We start from the raw sequence: 21135 nt of genomic DNA on the forward strand, positions 1-21135 counted from the left end.
GGGCCCAATATGGACGAACCGAAGAGACTTTACCGTACGGAACACGGCGCCGCCATGCTCTGCGGCGTGTGCGGCGGCATCGCCGAATACTTCAACATCGATCCCAGCATTGTCCGTCTGGTCTGGGCGGCCCTGGTGATTATGGGCGGCACCGGCATCCTTCTCTATATTATCGCCGCCATCATCCTACCCAGAAAGAGCCAGGTCTACCCCGGCTATTGACCACCGCAGTCCGTCGGCCGCGCCCCCTCACGGGGCGCGGCTTTTTCATTGCCGGAGGTTTAAGGGCATGATTTTTGTGCTATACTGGAAAACAGGCCCAGAAACAAACCCTTGCGCGATCTTTCCCGCCGTGATACACTGCTTTCAAAGAACACCCAAGGAGATTGTCATTTACCATGATCGAGTTTCATAAGCCCCAGCTCACCGATAAGCCCTGGGTGGATGAGCTGCTGCGCAGGGCGGATCACCGGGGCTGCGAGTACAACTTCACCAACCTCTTCGTCTGGAGCGACGCCTACGACCAGCGCATCGCCCGGGTGGGAGACTTCCTGGTGACCCATCTGTGCGGCGCGCTGGGCTGCTCCTACATCTACCCCGCCGGTTCCGGCGATATTGCCCCCGTCCTCACCGCCCTGGAAGAGGATGCCACGGAGCGGGGCGTCCCCTTCCGGCTGGTCTGTCTCACCCAGCCCCAGATCCAGGAGCTGGACACCCTCTTCCCCGGCCGCTTTACCTTTGAGGCCGACCGGGACGGCTTCGACTATCTCTACGACATTGACCGTCTGGCCGACCTGGGCGGCAAAAAGCTCCACGCCAAGCGCAACCACATCAACCGCTTCATCGAGAACAACCCCTCCTGGGTCTACGAGGACATCACCCCGGAAAGTCTGCCCGAGTGCCTGGAGATGGACAAGGAGTGGTACCGCCGCAGCATGGTCCGTGAGGGTCTGGCCGAGGAGCGGGACCTGGGCGACGAGGGCCGTGCCCTCCGCCTGGCCATGGAGCACTACCACGCACTGGGCCTGGAGGGGGGACTCATCCGGGTCTACGGAGAAGTGGTGGCCTTCACCATGGGAGACCTGCTCTCCTCCGACACCTACGACGTCCACTTTGAAAAGGCCTACGGCGAGCTCCAGGGCGCCTACGCCATGATCAACCGGGAGTTCGCCCGGCGGATCCGGCAGCGCCACCCCCAGGTACGCTACCTCAACCGAGAGGACGATATGGGCGTGGAGGGTCTCCGCAAGGCCAAGGAATCCTATTACCCCGACCTCATGGTGGAGAAATACTCTGCCTCCCCGGCGTGAGCCAGCCGGATACCGTCAGAAAGGAGCGAATGTCCCATGATCGAGATCCGTCCCGCCCGTCCGGAGGAAATCCCTCGCCAGAAGGAGCTGTGGAAGCTGGCCTTCGGCGATGACGACGCCTACATCGACTACTTCTATGCCCACGGCGAGGAGAGCCAGGTGCTCCTCCTGCTGGAGGATGGCGTGGTGTGGACCATGGTGGCCCTCTTCCCGGTGACGGTGACCCTTCCCCAGGGCGAATCCCTCTCCTCTGCCTACATCTATGCCCTGGCCACCCACCCCGACGCCCGGAAAAAGGGCTTCGGCCGGTTCATCCTCAACTACGTGGATTACTACCTCCAGGAGTCCGGCAAGGACTGCGTCACCATCGTGCCCGCCGAGCCCTCCCTCTACAAATACTTTGCCACCACCGGCTTTGAGCCCACCTTCTCCACACGAAAGGTAGAGCTGCTCCGGGAGATGGTGGCACAGCCCGGCGAGGGGGATGCCATCACCCCCGTCTCCCCCGCCCAGTACAACGCCCTCCGGGAGCAGATGCTGGCCGGAAACTTCCGGGTCACTTACAGCGAGGCCCTCATCGCCTACCAGCAGGGTCTCTCCCGCATGGAGCGGGGCGACCTCTTCCACCTCACCGTCTCCGGCAAGGAGGGCCTTGCCGCCGCGGAGTACCTGGATGAGGACACCGTGCTGGTCAAGGAGCTTCTCCTCCCCCACGCCGCCCAGGCCGGCGGCGCCGCCCTGCTGGCCCAGCGCATGCCCGCCCGCCGCTACCACCTGCGCACGCCTCCCTTCTGGGACGGACTCACCGGAAGCTACCTCCAGTCCTTCGCCATGGTCAAGTGGTACCGCCCTGAGTTGTCCAAAGCCTGGCGGGAATACCGCCGGGGCTACATGGGTCTGGGCTTTGATTGATACCACCTTTTTCCACCGCCGCCGGCGGCCGGGCTTGCCCGACTGCCGGCGTTTTGCATTTTTATTCACGCTTTACTGCATCACCTTTTTAAATTGTTGCAGTAAAGCAAATTTCGAAGTGCAAAATATTGTGTTTTTGTTCTCCTCTAGGGCTTGTTNGCACACTTGCAGGATTCCAAAAAGATTCCATCAATTTGAGGTCGTATTTCCCTTGACGGACAAAAGTTTATGGTATAGAATATATGGAACTGCGCATGGGGTATTTTCCTCATTGTGAAACAAAAAATATACAGAATACAGAAAAGTGGGAAGTGAAGAAATGGCAAAATACATTTTGAAAAGAGTGCTGATGGCCGTGATCACGCTGTTCATCGTGATCTGCCTCACTTTTTTCCTGATGAATGCCGTTCCGGGCAATCCGTGGCTGTCTGAGAAGACCCCGACTCAGGCCACCATAGATGCTCTGAATGCAAAGTACGGCCTGGATCAGCCGGTGATCGTACAGCTGGGCAAGTACCTGGAGAACCTGATCCACCTGGACTTCGGCACCTCCATCAAAATGCAGAAGGACCGGCCGGTGCTGGATATCATCCTCACCATGTTCCCCATTTCGGCCGGCATCGGCGCCATCGCCATCATATGGGCCATATTGGTGGGCGTCCCATTGGGATGTCTGGCGGCCTATAAGCGCGGCACATGGGTGGACAGCCTGCTGCGGGTGATCTGTACGCTGGGTATCTCCATGCCGGGCTTCGTGGTCGCCACCATGCTGCTGCACCTCCTGACCGGCGGCATCGAAGGGCTAAAGCTCTTCCCCACTATGTTTGACGGCACGGCAAAGAGCTACGTGCTGCCCTGTCTGGCCCTGGGCTTCTACCCCATGTGCTACCTGTCCCGCCAGACCCGGACGGCCATGCTGGACGCCATCAACCAGGAGTATATCAAGACTGCCCGGGCCAAGGGTCTGAAGAACAAGAAGATCATCTTCAAGCACGCCCTGCGCAACGCCCTCATCCCGGTCATCACCTATCTTGGCCCCCAGATCGCCTTCACCCTCTGCGGCGGCTTCGTGGTGGAGAAGGTCTTCTCCATCCCCGGTCTGGGCCGTTATTTCGTCATGTCCATCCAGAACCGTGACTACCCCCTCATCATGGGCACCACCATCTTCCTGGCTGCCTTTATCATCATCATGAACCTGATCGTGGACCTCCTTTACAAGCTGGTGGACCCGCGCATCAATCTTGCAAAGGGAGGGAACTGATTTATGGCAGAAAAGAAAAGAAAGCAGCCCTTCGGCTCCCTCCGTCCCGACGTGGACGACATCCTGGACTGGAACAACCTGCCCCAGGACGCCTTTGAGCCGGCCAGCAGCGCTGAAAAAGAGAGCTTTATCCAGGACCGTGAAAGCGTCTCCTACTGGAAGGACGCCTGGCGGCGCCTGCGCCGCAACAAGGTGGCCATGGTGGCCATGGTCATCGTCATCCTCATCGGCCTCTTTGCCTTTGTGGGCCCCATGATCGTCCCCTACACCTACGACCAGGTCATCTCCGGCGCCAACAACATCCACCCCTGGCACTATTCCCTGGAGGATCAGGCCGCCATCAACGCCTATATCGAGGAGCACACCGGCACCGCCAACCTCACTCCTGATGAGGCGGTGGCCCAGGCGGAAGCCGAGGCCGAGGCCCGGGGCGAGACCCTCTCCCCCGTGGAGGCCGCCAAGATCCGCGCCACCGCCAAGGCCAACCAGGGCAAGGGCGAGGAGAACGTCACCGAGAAGGACGCCGCCAAGGCCCTGGGCATCAAAGTCAAGCCCTTCGGCTACACCCAGGCTGAGCTGGAGCGCATGGCCGCCGGCGAGTCTGTTTTCCCCCATGTTTTCGGCTGTGACAACCAGGGCCGTGACATCATGGTGCGTACCATGATCGGCGCCCGTGTGTCCATGATCGTCGGCATCTGCTGCGCCATCATCGTACTGGTCATCGGCGCCCTTTACGGCTCCATCTCCGGCTACTGCGGCGGCAAGGTGGACGCCGTCATGCAGCGTATCGTGGAGATCATCTACACCATCCCCGAGGTGCTCATCATCCTGCTGCTGGGTTCCACCCTCAAGCCCATCTTTGAGGAGTTCCAAAACTCCGGCGACGGCTTCCTACAGAGCATGGTGACCCTGCTGGGCGCCAACCTCATCTCCATCTTCATCACCTTCGGCCTTCTGTACTGGGTGACCATGTCCCGCCTCATCCGCGGCCAGATCCTCCAGCTCAAGCAGCAGGAGTATGTCACCGCCGCCCGGGCCTTGGGCGCCTCCGGCGGGCGCATCATCAAGCGCCACCTGCTCCCCAACTGCATCGGCCAGATCGTGACCACCACCTTCCTGCAGATTCCCTCGGCCATCTTTACCGAGTCCTTCCTCTCCTTCCTGGGTATGGGCGTGTCCGCCCCCATGACCAGTCTGGGCTCCATGTGCTCCGACGCTCTGGGCGGCCTGAACACCTATCCCTACCGCCTGTTCATCCCCGCCGCCATCCTGAGCCTCATGATCCTGTGCCTGAACCTCTTCGGTGACGGTCTCCGTGACGCTCTGGATCCCCGTCTGAAGAAATAAGAGAGGAGGAGACTCAATGGAAAACAATCAGAAGACCGGCAAGCTGCTGGAAGTAAAGGATCTCCACGTCTCCTTTTTCACCCCCGCCGGCGAGGTAAAGGCCGTGGGCGGCATCAGCTATGACCTCAACTACGACGAGGTCATGGGTATCGTGGGCGAGTCCGGCTCCGGCAAAAGTGTGGAGGCCTATTCCATCATCGGCCTCCTCCAGTCCCCCGGCAAGGTCATCGGTGGCTCCATCACCCTGGAGGGTGAGGACGTGCTGGCCAAGACCAAGGAGGAGATGGTGGCTCTGCGTGGCTCCAAGGTGGCCATGATCTTCCAGAACCCCATGACCTGCCTTAACCCCGTCTACACCATCGGCAACCAGCTCATCGAGGCCCTGAAGGCCCACGACAAGAAGGTCTCCAAGGAGGAGGCCGCCAAGCGGGCCATGGAGATGCTGGAGCTGGTGGGCATCAACAACGTGGAAAAGCGGATGAGACAGTACCCCCACGAGCTCTCCGGCGGTATGCGCCAGCGCGTCATGATCGCCATGGGCCTCATCTGCCACCCCCAGCTGCTCATCGCCGATGAGCCCACCACCGCCCTGGACGTGACCATCCAGGCTCAGATCCTGGAACTCATGAAGGACCTGCAGAAGAAGACCCACATGGGCATCATCTTCATCACCCATAACCTGGGCGTGGTGGCCGAGATCTGCGATAAGGTCTCCGTCATGTACGCCGGCAAGATGGTGGAGCAGGGCCCCGTGGACGACATCTTCTACAAGCCCGGCCACCCCTACACCATGGGCCTGCTGCGTTCCATGCCCCGCGTGGACGCTGAGAGCTACGAGCGTCTCATCCCCATCGAGGGCTCTCCCGTGGACATGCTCAATCCCCCCGAGGGCTGCCCCTTTGCCCCCCGGTGTGAGCATGCCATGAAGATCTGCCTGCAGAAGATGCCCCCCTACGTGGAACTGGGTGACAACCACCGCGCCGCCTGCTGGCTGCGGGTGCAGGATCAGATTGAAAAGGAAAAGACCGGCAAGACTGAGAACAAGGAGGTGGGCGACAATGGCTGAGAACCAGGACATTCTGGTACAGGTGGATCACCTGACCAAGTACTTCCCTGTTAAGGGCATGAAGGGTCCCGGCGTCCAGGCCGTGGAGGACGTCTCCCTCTTCATCAAGCGTGGTGAGACCCTGGGTCTGGTGGGCGAGTCCGGCTGCGGCAAGACGACTCTGGGTCGTACCATCCTGCGGCTCCATGAGCCTACCTCCGGCTCCATTATCTACGACGGCGTGCCCATCTACGAGCACGAGTACCCCTTTGAGCGCCAGACTGTCTCCGTCAAGGAGAAGGACGGCACCGAGCACCAGCGCTCCGTGCTGGTGAAGAAGGCAGTCCCCCGTGAGAAGGCAGTGGACATGCTCCCCTACCGGCGGAAGATGCAGATCATCTTCCAGGACCCCTCCGCCTCTCTGGACCCCCGTATGACGGTGGGTGAGATCATCGGCGAGGCTCTGGATATCCACAAGCTGTGCGCCAGCAAGGCGGAGCGTACCGAGCGCATCAAGGAGCTCCTCAGCATGGTGGGTCTGAACACCGAGCACGCCAACCGCTACCCCCACGAGTTCTCCGGCGGCCAGCAGCAGCGCGTGGGCATCGCTCGCGCCCTGGCCGTGAAGCCCGAGTTCATCGTCTGCGACGAGCCCATCTCCGCTCTGGACGTGTCCATCCAGTCCCAGGTGGTCAACATGCTGGAGGACATGCAGAAGGATCTGGGCCTCACCTATCTGTTCATCGCCCACGACCTCTCTGTGGTGCGCCACATCTCCAACCGCATCGGCGTCATGTACCTGGGCACTCTAGTGGAGCTGGCCGAGAGCTATGAGCTCAACAAGCACCCCATCCACCCCTACACCAAGACCCTGCTCTCCGCTGTGCCGGTGCCCGACCCCGAGGTGAGCCGCACCCGTCAGCGTATCGTGCTCCAGGGCGATATCCCCTCCCCCATGAATCCCCCCTCCGGCTGCCGGTTCCACACCCGCTGCCCCTACGCCACTGAGAAGTGCAAGGAGGCCGTTCCTCAGCTCAAGGAGCACGCCCCCGGTCACTGGGCTGCGTGTCACCTGCTGGGTTGACGGGGTCCCCGGCAAAACCCAGCGTCAGCGGTTTTGCTGGGGAGAGGAGGCACAGCGGAGGAAATGAGCTTTCGCGCTGACGCGGAAGCGAATGATCCGCAGCTTGTGCCGACGACGGCGTGGTCCTGCGAGCGCATGCGAGCCGCCGTGTCTGCGGCGCACAAGCGTTTTGGGCGCTGCCCAAAACCTTGCCGCAGGGCGGATTCACTCCGCCCGAGGATGTGAAGTCGTCCCAGGGACCCCACGCGGCTCAGCCGCGTGGGAGGCACGCCCCCGAACATTGGGTTGCGTGCCACCTGCTGGGCTGAGGCGCTGTCCACATTCTACGGACACTGTGCTCCTTTACGGCGGATTCATTCTTTACAGAATTGTTACAGACGTGTTATAATGGTTTTATAAATCCAAAAGACCATGGTCTTTTGGCGTCCGCGCAGCGGACGCCGGCAGCCGTGGCCGGAATGTGTTGTGTATCTCGCCAGACGGCGAAACGATACAAAAAATGAAAGATGGAGGTCCAATCATGAAGAAGACGAAGCAACTGTCTCTGCTTCTGTCCGGAGCCCTCGCGTTCGGCCTGCTGGCCGGCTGCGGCGGCGGCACCACCAGCACCCCCGCTCCCACTGAGAGCGGCGCACCCAGCACGGATGCCTCCGGCGAAGCCTTTGAGCTGACCATCAACATCGCTTCCGAGCCCCAGACCATCGATCCTGCCCTGAACACCGCCGTGGACGGCGCCATCATGACCAACCACATGTTCGAGGGTCTGATGCGCTGGGAGGATTCCGGCGCCGAGACCGTGGGCTCCGACGGCACCTGCACCAACGCCGAGCTGAGCTACGGCCAGGCTGAGAGCTACGACAAGGTGTCCAACGAGGACGGCACCGTCACCTACACCTTCCACCTCCGGGACGGCATCAAGTGGTCCGACGGTCAGGACGTGACCGCCAGCGACTTCGTGTTCTCCTGGCAGCGCCTGGTGAACCCCGAGACCGCCGCTGACTACTCCTACATGATCGACTGCGTGGTCAACGCCAACGAGATCATGAACGGCGAGAAGGACCCCAGCGAGCTGGCCGTCTCCGCTCCCGATGACAAGACCTTCGTGGTCACCATCACCTCCGACCTGCCCTACTTCACTGAGATCTGCGCCTTCCCCGCCACCTTCCCCGTGCGCGAGGACATCGTGAGCGACAGCCAGTGGACCTATAGCCCCGACACCTATATCTCCAACGGTGCCTACAAGATGACCAGCCGTGTGACCAATTCCGAGATCGTCATGGAGAAGAACGAGTACTACTACGGCGTGGACACCCTGGGTCCCGACAAGATTACCTTCAAGCTGATGGACGATGCCAACGCCATGCTGTCCGGCTTCAACTCCGGTGAGCTGGACTTCATCGAGAGCATGCCCACCGATGAGGTCGCCGGCCTGCTGGCTTCCGGCGATCTGAAGATCGTGGACTACATCGGCACCTACTATGTCTGCTACCAGACCCAGAAGGCCCCCTTCGACGACCCCCGCGTCCGTCAGGCCTTCACTCTGGCCGTTGACCGCACCTATATCGTCAACCAGATCACCCAGACCGGTCAGGTCGAGGCCGGCGGCTACGTCCCCGCCGGTATCTATGACGCCGCCGGCGCCACCGGTGACGACTTCCGCACCGTGGGCGGCGACTACTACGCTCCCACCGACGCCGACTACGAGGCCAACTGCGAGAAGGCCCGTGAGCTGCTGGCCGAGGCTGGCTACCCCAACGGCGAGGGCTTCCCCGTTGTCACTTACCTCTACAACACCGACGACAGCCACAAGGCTGTGGCCGAGGCCCTGCAGAATATGTGGCAGACCCAGCTGGGCGTGACCGTGCAGCTGGACAACCAGGAGTGGGCCACCTTCCTGCAGACCCGTAAGGACGGCGACTACTCCATCGCCCGTAACGGCTGGATCGCCGACTACAACGATCCCATGTCCTTCCTGGATATGTGGCTCACCGGCGGCGGCAACAACGACGCCCAGTACTCCAACCCCGACTATGACGCTCTGATCCAGCAGGCCAAGGCCACCGCTGATCCCGCTGAGCGCATGGAGCTCATGCACCAGGCCGAGGATATGCTGGTCGGTCAGGACTGGGTCGTCAACCCCCTGTACTTCTACACCCAGAAGTACATGCTGGCCGACGGCATCCAGGGCATGTACTACACCCCCCTGGGCTACTTCTTCTTCGACCACTGCACCCAGGGCTGAGTTTCTCAGCTGACCGTGACCGGGCCGCCGACTGGCGGCCCGGTCCTTTTTTGTCCGCCCCTTTTATCCAACCTGACCAGCCTATTCATTTATTCATAGGTATTCTATTCATCTTGCATAAATTCGCAGAAAATTGGAAAATAGGGCTTGAACTACCGGGGCAACTGTTGTATAATCATACGCAATGAATGACCCTGACAGGTCAAGAGGAGAGAATGAACATGAAGAATATGAAGAAACTGCTTTGCGTGGCTCTGGGCGCTGCCCTGAGCGTCAGCCTGCTGGCCTCCTGCTCCGGTGGTTCCAGCTCCACCCCCGCCCCCGAGACCACCACTCCCGCCGAGACGACTCCCGCTGAGACCACCCCTGCCGAGACCGGCGCCGCCGACCTGTCCTCCGCTCTGATCGAGGACGGCAAGCTCATCATGTCCACCAATGCCCAGTTCCCTCCCTACGAGCTGGTTGCGGATGGTGAGGGCTTCAACGGCACTGGCTTCGAGGGCATCGACATTGAGATCGCCTACGCTCTGGCTGAGAAGCTGGGCCTGGAGCTGGTCATCGACGACATGGAGTTTGACTCCGCCCTGCTGGCCGTCCAGAACAACGCCGCCGACATGATGCTGGCCGGCCTGAGCTACTCCACCGACCGTGACGAGGTCATGGACTTCTCCGACTCCTACGCCACCGGCGTGCAGGTGGTCATCGTCAAGGAGGGCTCCGATGTGACCATGGACAACCTTGGCGACTACATGATCGGCACCCAGCGCGGCACCACCGGTTACATCTACGCCTCCGACACTCCTGAGAACGGCGGCTACGGCGAGGACCACGTCATTGCCTACGACAACGGCACCACCGCTGTGCAGGAGCTGATCAACGGCACCATTGACGCCGTCATCATTGACCAGGCTCCCGCCGAGGAGTATGTGGCTGCCAACGCTGACGCCGGCCTCACCATCCTGCCCGGCGCCTGGGTCGAGGAGCAGTACTGCCTGGCCGTGGACGACGGCAACACCGTCCTCCTGGACGCCCTGAACACCGCCCTCAACGAGCTCATTGATGACGGCACCGTTCAGGCCATCATCGACAAGTACATCACTGCCGAGTAAGCGCAGACATACACAATTTCCGCTGAAAGGAGCGGCCCTCCGGCCGCTCCTTTTGGCCTGTTCATCAAGAGAGAGGAGCGAGCCATGGGCTTCACACAGCTGTACGAGACATTCGGCGCTTTGGAAAACCCCAGCTTCTGGCAGGACGTCTACATGAAGTTCTACAAGGCCTGGTTCGAGGCCGACCGCTGGCAGCAATACTTTAAGGGTCTGGCCACCACCATCCAGGTGACGGTGATCGCCCTGCTGATCGGTGTGGTGCTGGGCGTGGTCGTGGCAATGATCCGCACCGCCCATGACCAGCAGCGGCTGGGCGTCCATAACCCCCTGCTGGGGATCGTGAACCTGATCTGCAAGATCTATGTCACCGTGATCCGCGGCACCCCCATGATGGTGCAGCTGCTGATCATGGGTCTGGTCATCTTCGCCAGCAACCGGAACAAGACCATGATCGGCGCCCTGTCCCTAGGCATCAACTCGGGAGCTTATGTGGCCGAGATCATCCGGGGCGGCCTTATGTCCCTGGACCCCGGCCAGATGGAGGCCGGCCGCTCCCTGGGCCTGGGCTATATGGACACCATGCGCTTCATCGTCATCCCTCAGGCCTTCAAGGCCATCCTTCCCTCCCTGGGCAATGAGTTCATCACCCTGCTCAAGGATACCTCTCTCATCAGCGTGGTGGGCGGCAAGGAGATCGTCTACTTCGCCCAGGCCATCATCACCCGGACCTATGAGACCATGTACCCCTACCTCATCACCGCCGTCATGTACCTCATCATGGTCCTGATCTTCACCTGGCTCCAGAGCAAGCTGGAAAGGAGGCTGCGTCAAAGTGATCGACGTTAAACACCTCACCAAATCCTTCGGCAACCACCTGGTGCTGGACGACATCAGCGAGAGCATCCAGGAGGGGGAAAAGGTGGTCATCATCGGGCCCTCCGGCTCCGGCAAGTCCACCTTCCTTCGCTGCCTCAACCTGCTGGAGGAGCCAACCAAGGGCACCATCACCTTTGACGGTACCGAGATCACCGACCCCAAGGTGGACATTGATGCCGTCCGCCGTAAGATGGGCATGGTCTTTCAGCACTTCAACCTCTTCCCCAACATGACCATCCGCAGGAACATCACTCTGGCGCCGGTGCGCACCAAGCTCATGGGTCAGGCCGAGGCCGACGACACCGCCACCGCCCTGCTCAAGCGGGTGGGCCTGGAGGAGAAGGCAGATGCCTATCCCGCCCAGCTCTCCGGCGGCCAGAAGCAGCGTATCGCCATTGTCCGGGCCCTGGCCATGAAGCCCAAGGTCATGCTCTTTGACGAGCCCACCTCCGCCCTGGACCCCGAAATGGTGGGCGAGGTACTGGACGTCATGAAGCAGCTGGCCGACGAGGGCATGACCATGGTGGTGGTCACCCACGAGATGGGCTTTGCCCGTGAGGTGGGCAGCCGTGTCCTCTTCATGGACGGCGGCCACATCTTGGAGCAGAATGAGCCCCACGCCTTCTTCGCCAACCCCAAGGAGCCCCGGACCATCGAGTTTTTGTCCAAGGTCCTGTAAACACACGAAAAGCGGACGCCGGAGGCGTCCGCTTTTTTGTGTTAAAGCGCACTTGAAAAAAAGAAGCAAAACGGGTAAGATTAAGGTAATGAAATGAAAAAGCGAGGACCGAGCCATGATCTTTGACACCCATGCCCACTACTATGACGACGCCTTTGACGCCGACCGGGACGCCCTGCTCTCCGCCCTGCCGGGCAAGGGGGTGGCCCTGGTGGTCTGCCCTGGCTGCGATCTGGAGAGCTCCCGGCAGTGTGTGGACCTGGCAGAGAACTACGACTATATCTACGCCGCCGTGGGTTTCCACCCGGAGAATCTGGAGGGAGTTGCCCTCACCGACCTGGACGCCATCCGGGACCTGGCCGGACACCCCAAGGTAAAAGCCATCGGAGAGGTTGGACTGGACTACTACTGGGTCAAAAGCCCGGAGGACCGGGCCTTCTCCCGGGACTTTTTCGATGCCCAGCTCTCCCTGGCCGAGGAGCTGGACCTGCCCGTCATCGTCCACGACCGGGACGCCCACAAGGACTGTCTGGATATCGTCAAGGCCCACCCCAACGCCCGGGGCGTCTTTCACTGCTGCGCCCTCAGCGCTGAGGACGCCAAGGTGGCGCTGGACCGGGGCTGGATGCTCTCCTTCACCGGCAACATCACCTTTGCCAACGCCCGCCGGGCACCGGAGGTCATCCGCTGCGCCCCCATGGACCGCATCATGCTGGAGACCGACGCCCCCTACATGGCGCCGGTGCCCCACCGGGGGCAGCGGTGCGACTCCAGTCTCATCCCCATCACCGCCGCCACCATCGCTCAACTCAAGGGCCTCACGGTGGATGAGGTTCTTGCCATCACGCTGGACAACGGAAAACGGTTTTTCGATATCACCTGAGGAGGGATCGATATGGAGACCATCACCTATGAGTATGAAAATGCCCTGTACGTCAACCTGACCAACCGCTGTGACTGCTCCTGCGTCTTCTGCCTGCGGCACAATGGCCACAAGGGTTCCATCTATGCCGACGACCTGTGGCTGGACCACGAACCCACCCGGGATGAGGCCCTCCGGGACCTGCTGGACCGAAACCTGCCCAGCTACCGGGAGCTGGTCTTCTGCGGCTTTGGGGAACCCACCTTCCGCATCGACGACATTCTGTGGCTGGTGGACGAGCTGAAGCGGACGGTGCCCGGCCTGCCGCCGGTGCGCATCAACACCAACGGACACGCCAATCTTCTCCACGGCCGTGATGTATGTCCCGACCTCCAGGGGCGCATTGACGTACTCTCCATCTCCCTCAACGGCTCCACGCCGGAGGAGTACCTGGCTGTCACCCAGCCCCGGGACGGCATCCTGGCCTGGAAGTCCATGCTGGACTTTACCCGTGAGGCGGTGAAGTATGTGCCCTTAGTGATGATGACCGTGGTGGACAAGGACAAGTCTCCCGAAGAGATCCAGCGCTGCCGGGAGATCTGTGAGAGCCTGGGCGCCCACCTCCGGGTCCGCGCCTACATCCCCGACTAGTCCTTTTCTCTCGTCCTTTTTCTTGTAAGAAAAAGGACCAAAAAGAACTTGGGCATCGCTCTGCACGCCCTGCCCGACCAGCGCAGCTGCCCGGTAACGATAAAAAATGAAAAATCCGCCCACGCCGCAGTCGAGCGGCGTGGGCGGATTCCATTTTTCTCTGCTGATTACACGTTGAAGCGGAACAGGATGATATCGCCGTCCTGGACCACGTACTCCTTGCCCTCGGAGCGGACCAGGCCCTTTTCCTTGGCGGCGTTCATGGAACCGTTGGCCTTCAGGTCCTCGAAGGAGACCACCTCTGCACGGATGAAGCCCCGCTCGAAATCAGAGTGGATCTTGCCGGCGGCCTGGGGGGCCTTGGTGCCCTTCTTGATGGTCCAGGCCCGGCACTCGTCCTCACCGGAGGTGAGGTAGGAGATGAGGCCCAACAGGGCATAGCTGGCCTTGATGAGCCGGTCCAGGCCGGACTCGGCGATGCCCAGGTCCTCCAGGAACATGGCCTTCTCATCCGGCTCCAGCTGGGCAATCTCGGCCTCCAGCTGAGCGCAAACGGGAATGACCTGGGCACCCTCGTCGGCAGCCACCTTGGCCACCTGCTGGTAGTAGCCCACATTCTCATAGTCAGAGAAGCCCGCCTCGTCCAGGTTGGCGGCATAGATCACCGGCTTGAGGGAGAGGAGCTCCGACTGGGCGATGAGAGCGGCGTCGTCCTCGTCGCACTGGTAGGAGCGGGCAGACTTGCCCTCGTTGAGCCAGTCCATGAGCCCCTGGAGCACCTGGGCCTCATGGGCAGCCTTCTTGTCGCCGGTCTTGCCCAGCTTAGCGCACTTGTCCATGCGCCGCTGGACCATCTCCATGTCGGCCATGATGAGCTCGATGTCGATGATCTCGATGTCACGGAGGGGATCGGTGGAGCCCTCCACGTGGATGACGTTGGGGTCGTCAAAGCAGCGGACCACGTGGACGATGGCGTCGGTGGCCCGGATGTTGGACAAAAACTTGTTGCCCAGGCCCTCGCCCTTGGAGGCGCCCTTCACCAGTCCGGCAATGTCCACGAACTCGATGACGGCTGGGGTGGTCTTCTTGGGGTGGTAGAGCTCGGAGAGCCAGTCCAGACGGCTGTCCGGCACGGCCACCATGCCCACGTTGGGGTCGATGGTGCAGAAGGGGTAGTTGGCGCTCTCCGCGCCGGCGTTGGTGATGGCGTTGAACAGGGTGGACTTGCCCACGTTGGGCAGGCCGACGATACCTAATTTCATCTATCTTTGCATCTCCTCATCCTGGATGATCTTCCTCGTCATGGCGGAAGGACCCCTTCCGCCCAAAAAAGCGTGATATATTATACCACAGAGCCGATTTTTTCACAATAGCCACCCTCTCACCATTTCTCTTTGCCCGCTGCGGTTACATTTTTTTCTTTATCCTATTGACTATTGCATAAATTTGTACTATTACAACAATAACAATTCTCGTTATTGTTAATAAATGGAGGCTTACGCATGGAACTGAAAGGATCTCGTACCGAACAAAATCTGATGGCCGCCTTCAGCGGCGAGTCCATGGCCCGGAATAAGTATCTCTTCTTTGCCGACAAGGCCCGGCAGGAGGGTCACCCGGAGGTGGCGGAGCTCTTTGAGCAGATGGCCCAGAACGAGGGCATCCACGGCAAGCTCCTCTACCAGAAGCTCAAGGGAGTTGGCTCCAGCGCCGCCAATCTCCAGGAGGCCATCCAGGGTGAATACGGCGAGTGGAGCAGCATGTACCCCTCCTTTGCCGACATCGCCCGTGAGGAGGGCTTTGAGGCCATCGGCACCCTCTTTGACCAGATCTCCAAGATCGAAAAGGACCACGAGTTTCGCTTCCTCACCGCTCTGGCCAAGCTGAGCGCCTCCGGTACGTCCGGCGCCAAGGCTGCGGCTGCCCCCGCCGCTCCGGCCCTCACCAAGACAGTCAGTGTGGCCGGCTACCGCTGCATGTTCTGCGGCGCTACCTTTGAGGAGCGCCCCGATGTGTGCCCCGTCTGTGAGGCCATCGGCTCCTTTGAGAACACCACCATTCAAAAAAAGGTGGACGGCTGAGTTTCCTCCACTACCGCGTACAAACGCCGCGGATCATGCCCAGTGCGGCATGGTCCGCGGCGCTTTTTATTCCTCCGGCAGATCGGCACACCAGGCTGACCGCCACGAAGGGGAGCAGACACGCCTCTCCCATCCAGGAGGGCTCCTTCCACACTGCCCGCATGCTCTCTTTTCCGCCCTCAGAGCTCCTCCAGCAGCCGCCGGACCGTCTGGGCGCTCTCCCGGCTCTCCGCCGCCAGATCCAGCCACAGGTTGGCCAGGTCACCGTCCTCCGCCCTGGCGGCGGCGGACCGGCAGCCCTCCTCGCTGCGCCGCTCGGCCAGATACCGCTCCCGGAGGCCCCCCATCACCGTGGTCTCCCGGCGCTCACCGCCGGGGTTCTGGGGCAGGTACCACACCCCGTCCAGCAGGAAGCAGGCCACTGCCAGCCGTTTGCTCCGCCGCCGGGCGGCACCGGCCAGTCCCCGGAGCTGCCGCCCCGCCGGCCGGTTCCCCAGCCGCCGGGCCAGGGCCTCGTAGGCCGCTGCCCCCACCAGAGCCTCCCCCAGAGCCGCCCGCAGCTCCCCACACCGGAGCTCCATCCGTTCGCCCGGGTCCGGTGCCGCCAGCGCCCGTTCCGGCACCGCCGCCGGCAGCACCTCAATGGGACTCTCCCCGCCCCCGGTCTCCGTCACCCTCTGCCACACCTGCCGAAAGAGCTCTCGCTCCTCCGGCGCCGCGCCGCCCTGGGGCTTCTGCATCTCTTCCATGGATCACGCCTCCTAAATTCCCATCTTTCGGTCCATACTATGCCTGCGGCCCTGCGGCGTTTCCTCAATGTTCAGGGCCATAAAAGAAATACTTGTAAATCAATCGGAATTATGGTAAAATACTGCCGTATCGGCGGCAGACACGGCAGTATACCGCCGGCGGTTTACAGAGAAACACAAAGGAGTCCTTCACATGCTGGAGATCAGGCATTTATCTTATCAGGTGTCCGACGAGTCCGGCGAGGAGCTGGGCATCCTCAACGATGTCTCCCTCACCATCGGCGAGCACAAATTCGTGGTCATCACCGGCCCCAACGGCGGCGGCAAGACCACGCTGGCCAAGGCCATCATGGGCCTGGTCACCCCCACCGGCGGGCAGATCCTGTGGAACGGTGAGGACATCACTTCCCTCAACATCACCCAGCGGGCCCGGAAGGGCATCAGCTACGGCTTTCAGCAGCCCCCCCGCTTCAAGGGTCTGAAGGTCCGGGACCTGCTGGAGCTCTCCTCTGGACGGGAGGGTCTCACCCACGACGAGGAGTGCCAGTACCTCACTCGGGTGGGCCTGTGCGCCGCCGACTATATCGACCGTGAGGTGGACACCTCCCTCTCCGGCGGCGAGGTCAAGCGCATAGAGATCGCCTCCATCCTGGCCCGCAATTCCGGCCTTATGATCTTTGACGAGCCCGAGGCCGGTATCGACCTGTGGTCCTTCGCCCGGCTCACCGACACCTTCCGCCAGCTCCACGACGAGCAGAAGGCCACCCTGATCGTCATCTCCCACCAGGAGCGCATCATCGACCTGGCCGACGAGATCGTCATGGTGGACCACGGCGTCATCACCCAGCACGGCGCCAAGGATGAGATTTTTCCCAAGATCCTGGCCAACACCGTGTCGGGCTGCAGCTATATGCACGGGGCCTGAGGGTTCGCCCCGTTTTCACAGACGGCCGCTCCACACCACATCCCCGAGGCCGAGAAAGGAAGCATTTGAGCCATGGACAAACTGGAAGCCAAGCTCCTCAAGGAGATCGCCGATCTGGACGGTCTCCCGGTAGGGGCCTACAATATCCGCAAGAACGGACAGTCTGACGGCCGCGTCAGCACCGCTCACATCGTCATCGACACCAAGACCGACAAGTCCGGTATCGACATCCACATCGCCCCCGGCACCAAGAAGGAGTCGGTCCACATTCCCGTGGTCCTCACCGAGACCGGCCTCACCGAGACGGTCTACAACGACTTCTACATCGGCGAGGACTGCGACGTGGACATCATCGCCGGCTGCGGCATCCACAACTCCGGCTGTGACACCACCCAGCACGACGGCATCCACACCTTCTACGTGGGCAAGAACTCCAAAGTCCGCTACTACGAGAAGCACTACGGCGAGGGTGAGGGCACCGGCGAGCGCATCTTCAACCCCCAGACCATCGTCTACCTGGAGGAGGGCGCCTCCATCAACATGGAGACCACCCAGATCCGGGGCGTGGACTCCACCAAGCGGTACACCAAAATCGTGGTGGGTGCCGGCGGCGAGGCCGTCATCACTGAGAAGCTCCTCACCCACGGTAAACAGACCGCCGAGTCCGAGATGGACATCGTCCTGGCCGGCGAGGACGCCACCGGTCGGGTCATCTCCCGTTCCGTGGCCCAGGACCAGTCCCAGCAGGTCTTCTACCCGCGCATGACCGGCGAAGCCAAATGCTTCGGCCACGTCCAGTGCGACTCCATCCTCATGGGCGAGGCCAAGATCAAGTCCATCCCCGCCATCGCCGCCGAGCACCCCGACGCCCAGCTCATCCACGAGGCCGCCATTGGGCGCATTGCCGGCGATCAGATCCTGAAGCTCATGACCCTCGGACTCACCGAGGAAGAAGCAGAGGAGCGGATTCTCAATGGATTCCTGCAGTAAGCCTATCCCCATCAAAGAGGGATCTACCCTGGTCCACGACCCCTTTGCCTCCTATAACCACATCAGAATCACCGAACTCTACGAGGACGGCACTGCTATTGGCGAGCTCACCGTCCATCCGGAGAGCCTCAACCCCTACGGCATCGTCCACGGTGGCTGTCTGGCCACCCTGGCCGACACGGTGGGTGGCACCGGGGTCTTTACCGCCACCGGCAAGCCCTGCGTCACAGTGAACTACGCCTTCAGCTTTCTCCGCCCCGCACTGGGCTCCAACAAGAAGCTCTACTGCAAGGCCGTACCTGAAAAGCTGGGACACCGTCTGTGCGTCTACCGCCAGACCATCACCGACGACAACGGCGTGGAGGTGGCCAACGGCAATTTCACCTTCTACCTCATGGACCACGCGGGAGAAAAACCGCCTGTCCCGCCGGCGGAACCGTAAGAAAACAAAAATGGCCGCCCATACGGGCGGCCATTTTCCTGCGTATACCGCACTCTGCAGAGAGTGCGCCTTGTCATTTTTGTGTACGCCTTACTCGTCCCAGTCGGCGTAGTCGTCAAACTCGGAGGGGTGGCAGCAGCAGGCTCCCTTCTCCGTGACCATGTCCTTCAGGCCGCACACAACGCTGGTGATCTTATCCCAGTAGGCCACGACGCAGCAAATGGCAGCGGCCAGCGCCAGGGACCAGCCCACGATCTTCAGTACAAAACGGGCGACTTTCATCCCATCACACCTCCACATCTGAGTGTTATCCTTAGTCTACACGATTTTCGTGGAAATTACAATCATTCACCGCAACTTTTTCCCTTGTATTTATGGGAAAAATAGAATACAATAAATAGACCATAATTGGTGTATTCTGTCCTAGTGCTCCAAAGGAGGTACCATATGAGACTGGAAACAGAGAGGGGCGTCATCACCATCAGCCCCGATGTCTTCACCAACATCACCGGCGCCGCCGCCACCAACTGCTACGGCGTCAAGGGCATGGCGGTGCGCTCCAAGACCGACGGACTGGTTCATCTCCTGCGCCGGGAGTCCATGGCCAAGGGAGTCAAGGTCCGGTTCAATGACGATGATACCGTCTCCATCGAGCTCCACATTATTGTGGACAACGGCGTCAATCTCACCGCCGTCAGCCACTCCATCATGAGCGAGGTGCGCTATATCGTAGAGAAGGTCACCGGCGTCAAGGTCAAAAGCGTGGACGTGTGCGTGGATTCCATGGTCATCGGCTGAAGTCCGGCGGCCCATTCCGTCATAGAAAGGAACATTCGACATGATAGGAACCATTGACGGGGCGCTGCTGGCGCGGATGGTCATCCACGCAGCGGCCTCCATCAATTCCCAGAAGCAGCAGATCAACGAGCTCAACGTCTTCCCCGTGCCCGACGGCGACACCGGCACCAACATGGGCATGACCATCGCCACCGCCGCCACCGAGCTGAAGAAGAAGGCCCCCGGCAACGTGGGCGCCGTGGCCCAGGTCAACGCCAACGCCCTGCTCCGGGGCGCCCGGGGCAACTCCGGCGTCATTCTCTCCCTCCTCTTCCGGGGCTTTGCCAAGGCTCTGAAGGACAAGGAGACCGCCGACGGCGCCGACTTTGCCATCGCCCTGGACTACGGCGTGGCCACCGCCTACAAGGCGGTCATGAAGCCCGCCGAGGGCACCATCCTCACCGTCTCCCGCCTGGCCGCCCGCCGGGCCGCCGAGGCCGCCCGGGAGGACCGCTCCCTGGAGTTCGTTCTGGACGAGGCCATCAAGGAGGGCCTCATCGCCCTGGACGACACGGTGAATCAGAATCCCGTCCTCAAGAAGGCCGGCGTGGTGGATGCCGGCGGCAAGGGCTTTTTGGTCATCCTCCAGGGCATGCTGGACGAGCTCCGCGGCGAGCCCATGCCCGAGGACGCAGACGAGGGCTCTGCCGGCGAGCAGAAGACCGACTACGCCGCCATTGCCGCCGAGGAAATCACCTTCACCTTCGACACCGTCTTTATCGTCCGCAAGGACGAGCACTACAACGGTCTGGAGGCCTTCCAGGCCTACCTCAACAGCGTGGGTGACAGCCTGGTCATCGGCGAGAGCGACGACGCCTTCAAGGTCCACGTCCACACCGATATCCCCGGCGCCGTCCTCAGCGAGGCCCAGAAGTACGGCACCCTGGAGCTGGCCAAGATTGAGAACATGCGCACTCAGGCCGAGGACCTGGCCGCAGGCCGCCACATTCAGAGCACCGACGACCTGGAGGAGGACGACCACGACCACTGTGCCGCCCCCGCCTCCGCCGCCCCGGAGAAGAAGTACGGCTTCGTCTCCGTCTGCGCCGGTGACGGCATCGCCGACGTGTTCCGGGACCTGGGCGTGGACCGGGTGGTCTCCGGAGGCCAGACCATGAACCCCTCCACTCAAGACATTCTCAAGGAGATCGAAGCCACCCCCGCCGAGGTGGTCTACGTCCTCCCCAACAACAAGAACATCATCATGGCTGCCGAGCAGTGCATCCCCCTGGCCGAGGGCAAAACGGTGGTGGTCCTGCCCACCAAGACCATCCCCCAGGGTGTCTCCGCCCTCCTCTCCTTTGACCCCGACGCCATTCAGGAGGACAACACCGACGCCATGACCCAGACCATCCAGAATGTCCACACCGCCCAGATCACCTACGCCGCCCGGAACTCCGACTTTGACGGCTTCGATATCAAGGAGGGTGACTACCTGGCCCTGGCCGAGAACCAGCTCTTCGGCACCGACCGGGACCTCTCTGCCCTGCTCAATCGGCTGGCCGAGGCCGAGCCCCAGCAGAACGCCGAGTTCATCACCATCTACTACGGTGAGGATGTCACCGAGGAACAGGCCCAGGGTGCTCTGGACATCTTTACCGCCGCCTGCCCCAGCGCCGAGATTACCCTCCTCTCCGGTGGGCAGCCCGTTTACTATTACCTCATCTCCGCGGAATGATCCCCGCTCCATAATAATGTGTCAAGGGCGGCCGGATGGCCGCCCTTTTCCTCTG

The 21135-nt window shown here is 61.4% G+C and carries 22 protein-coding genes; 19 read left to right on the forward strand and 3 right to left on the reverse strand.

Translation table 11 applies throughout. The annotated features are described in order from the left end of the window. Positions 1 to 9: 9 nt before the first annotated feature. The 13 genes from E0E29_RS00710 to E0E29_RS00770 all read left to right on the forward strand — a co-directional run bounded on the left by E0E29_RS00710 (position 10) and on the right by E0E29_RS00770 (position 13378). The gene (locus E0E29_RS00710) at positions 10 to 222 is read left to right on the forward strand and encodes a PspC domain-containing protein (RefSeq protein ID WP_130848188.1); all 213 of its coding nucleotides are present in this window, start codon (positions 10 to 12) and stop codon (positions 220 to 222) included. A gap of 176 nt (positions 223 to 398) precedes the next feature. After that, complete coding sequence (locus E0E29_RS00715) at positions 399 to 1310, forward strand: DUF2156 domain-containing protein (protein WP_130848189.1); 912 nt, start codon at positions 399 to 401, stop codon at positions 1308 to 1310. 36 nt (positions 1311 to 1346) lie between these two features. Next, on the forward strand, positions 1347 to 2222 hold the full coding sequence (locus E0E29_RS00720; protein WP_130848190.1) for a GNAT family N-acetyltransferase: 876 nt from the start codon (positions 1347 to 1349) through the stop codon (positions 2220 to 2222). A gap of 319 nt (positions 2223 to 2541) precedes the next feature. Then, positions 2542 to 3483: an ABC transporter permease gene (locus E0E29_RS00725; protein WP_130848191.1), complete on the forward strand. Its 942-nt coding sequence runs from the start codon at positions 2542 to 2544 to the stop codon at positions 3481 to 3483. Positions 3484 to 3486: 3 nt separating this feature from the next. Then, positions 3487 to 4830 carry an ABC transporter permease gene (locus E0E29_RS00730; RefSeq protein WP_130848192.1) on the forward strand — a complete coding sequence of 448 codons (1344 nt, stop codon included), beginning with the start codon at positions 3487 to 3489 and terminating at the stop codon, positions 4828 to 4830. 16 nt (positions 4831 to 4846) lie between these two features. Beyond that, positions 4847 to 5896, forward strand: coding sequence for an ABC transporter ATP-binding protein (locus tag E0E29_RS00735; RefSeq protein ID WP_130848193.1), 1050 nt, complete (start codon positions 4847 to 4849; stop codon positions 5894 to 5896). Further along, entirely contained in the window at positions 5889 to 6959 is a 1071-nt protein-coding gene (locus E0E29_RS00740; RefSeq protein ID WP_130848194.1) for an ABC transporter ATP-binding protein, read from the forward strand. The genes E0E29_RS00735 and E0E29_RS00740 overlap by 8 nt, the downstream gene beginning before the upstream one ends. 520 nt (positions 6960 to 7479) lie before the next feature. Further along, entirely contained in the window at positions 7480 to 9201 is a 1722-nt protein-coding gene (locus tag E0E29_RS00745; RefSeq protein WP_130848195.1) for a peptide ABC transporter substrate-binding protein, read from the forward strand. 221 nt (positions 9202 to 9422) lie between these two features. Further along, complete coding sequence (locus E0E29_RS00750; protein ID WP_341273089.1) at positions 9423 to 10310, forward strand: ABC transporter substrate-binding protein; 888 nt, start codon at positions 9423 to 9425, stop codon at positions 10308 to 10310. Positions 10311 to 10394: 84 nt separating this feature from the next. After that, entirely contained in the window at positions 10395 to 11156 is a 762-nt protein-coding gene (locus E0E29_RS00755; RefSeq protein ID WP_130848196.1) for an amino acid ABC transporter permease, read from the forward strand. Then, the gene (locus tag E0E29_RS00760) at positions 11143 to 11865 is read left to right on the forward strand and encodes an amino acid ABC transporter ATP-binding protein (protein WP_130848197.1); all 723 of its coding nucleotides are present in this window, start codon (positions 11143 to 11145) and stop codon (positions 11863 to 11865) included. Before E0E29_RS00755 ends, E0E29_RS00760 begins: the two co-directional genes overlap by 14 nt. A gap of 115 nt (positions 11866 to 11980) precedes the next feature. Then, a complete protein-coding gene (locus tag E0E29_RS00765; protein ID WP_130848198.1) occupies positions 11981 to 12748 on the forward strand; it encodes a TatD family hydrolase in 768 nt (255 codons plus the stop codon). Positions 12749 to 12760: 12 nt separating this feature from the next. Further along, positions 12761 to 13378: a TatD family nuclease-associated radical SAM protein gene (locus E0E29_RS00770; RefSeq protein ID WP_130848199.1), complete on the forward strand. Its 618-nt coding sequence runs from the start codon at positions 12761 to 12763 to the stop codon at positions 13376 to 13378. 167 nt (positions 13379 to 13545) lie between these two features. On the opposite strand, the gene ychF is transcribed toward E0E29_RS00770, so the two are convergent. Next, positions 13546 to 14640, reverse strand: coding sequence for a redox-regulated ATPase YchF (ychF, locus tag E0E29_RS00775; protein WP_130848200.1), 1095 nt, complete (start codon positions 14638 to 14640; stop codon positions 13546 to 13548). Positions 14641 to 14880: 240 nt separating this feature from the next. Between ychF and E0E29_RS00780 the strand changes: the two genes are divergently transcribed. Continuing rightward, positions 14881 to 15459 (forward strand): rubrerythrin family protein, encoded by a 579-nt coding sequence (locus E0E29_RS00780; RefSeq protein ID WP_130848201.1) that lies wholly within the window; start codon positions 14881 to 14883, stop codon positions 15457 to 15459. Between the two features lie 179 nt (positions 15460 to 15638). Here E0E29_RS00780 and E0E29_RS00785 read toward each other — a convergent pair whose 3' ends face one another. Further along, a complete protein-coding gene (locus E0E29_RS00785) occupies positions 15639 to 16208 on the reverse strand; it encodes a hypothetical protein (RefSeq protein WP_130848202.1) in 570 nt (189 codons plus the stop codon). Positions 16209 to 16401: 193 nt separating this feature from the next. On the opposite strand from E0E29_RS00785, the gene E0E29_RS00790 reads away from it, so the two are divergent. The 3 genes from E0E29_RS00790 (at position 16402) to E0E29_RS00800 (ending at position 18565) form a co-directional block, all read left to right on the forward strand. After that, a complete protein-coding gene (locus E0E29_RS00790) occupies positions 16402 to 17133 on the forward strand; it encodes an ABC transporter ATP-binding protein (RefSeq protein ID WP_130848203.1) in 732 nt (243 codons plus the stop codon). Positions 17134 to 17205: 72 nt separating this feature from the next. Then, complete coding sequence (locus E0E29_RS00795; RefSeq protein WP_130848204.1) at positions 17206 to 18123, forward strand: SufB/SufD family protein; 918 nt, start codon at positions 17206 to 17208, stop codon at positions 18121 to 18123. Continuing rightward, on the forward strand, positions 18107 to 18565 hold the full coding sequence (locus E0E29_RS00800) for a PaaI family thioesterase (RefSeq protein ID WP_130848205.1): 459 nt from the start codon (positions 18107 to 18109) through the stop codon (positions 18563 to 18565). Before E0E29_RS00795 ends, E0E29_RS00800 begins: the two co-directional genes overlap by 17 nt. A 90-nt stretch (positions 18566 to 18655) precedes the next feature. On the opposite strand, the gene E0E29_RS00805 is transcribed toward E0E29_RS00800, so the two are convergent. Continuing rightward, positions 18656 to 18847 carry a hypothetical protein gene (locus tag E0E29_RS00805; RefSeq protein ID WP_130848206.1) on the reverse strand — a complete coding sequence of 64 codons (192 nt, stop codon included), beginning with the start codon at positions 18845 to 18847 and terminating at the stop codon, positions 18656 to 18658. 165 nt (positions 18848 to 19012) lie between these two features. Between E0E29_RS00805 and E0E29_RS00810 the strand changes: the two genes are divergently transcribed. After that, positions 19013 to 19363 (forward strand): Asp23/Gls24 family envelope stress response protein, encoded by a 351-nt coding sequence (locus E0E29_RS00810; RefSeq protein WP_130848207.1) that lies wholly within the window; start codon positions 19013 to 19015, stop codon positions 19361 to 19363. Positions 19364 to 19403: 40 nt separating this feature from the next. Beyond that, positions 19404 to 21080, forward strand: a complete 1677-nt coding sequence (locus tag E0E29_RS00815; RefSeq protein ID WP_130848208.1) for a DAK2 domain-containing protein — start codon at positions 19404 to 19406, stop codon at positions 21078 to 21080. The last annotated feature ends 55 nt before the right edge of the window (positions 21081 to 21135 follow it).

The organism is Intestinimonas timonensis, from assembly GCF_900626145.1.
In the GTDB taxonomy this organism is placed as follows: domain Bacteria; phylum Bacillota; class Clostridia; order Oscillospirales; family Oscillospiraceae; genus Intestinimonas; species Intestinimonas aquisgranensis.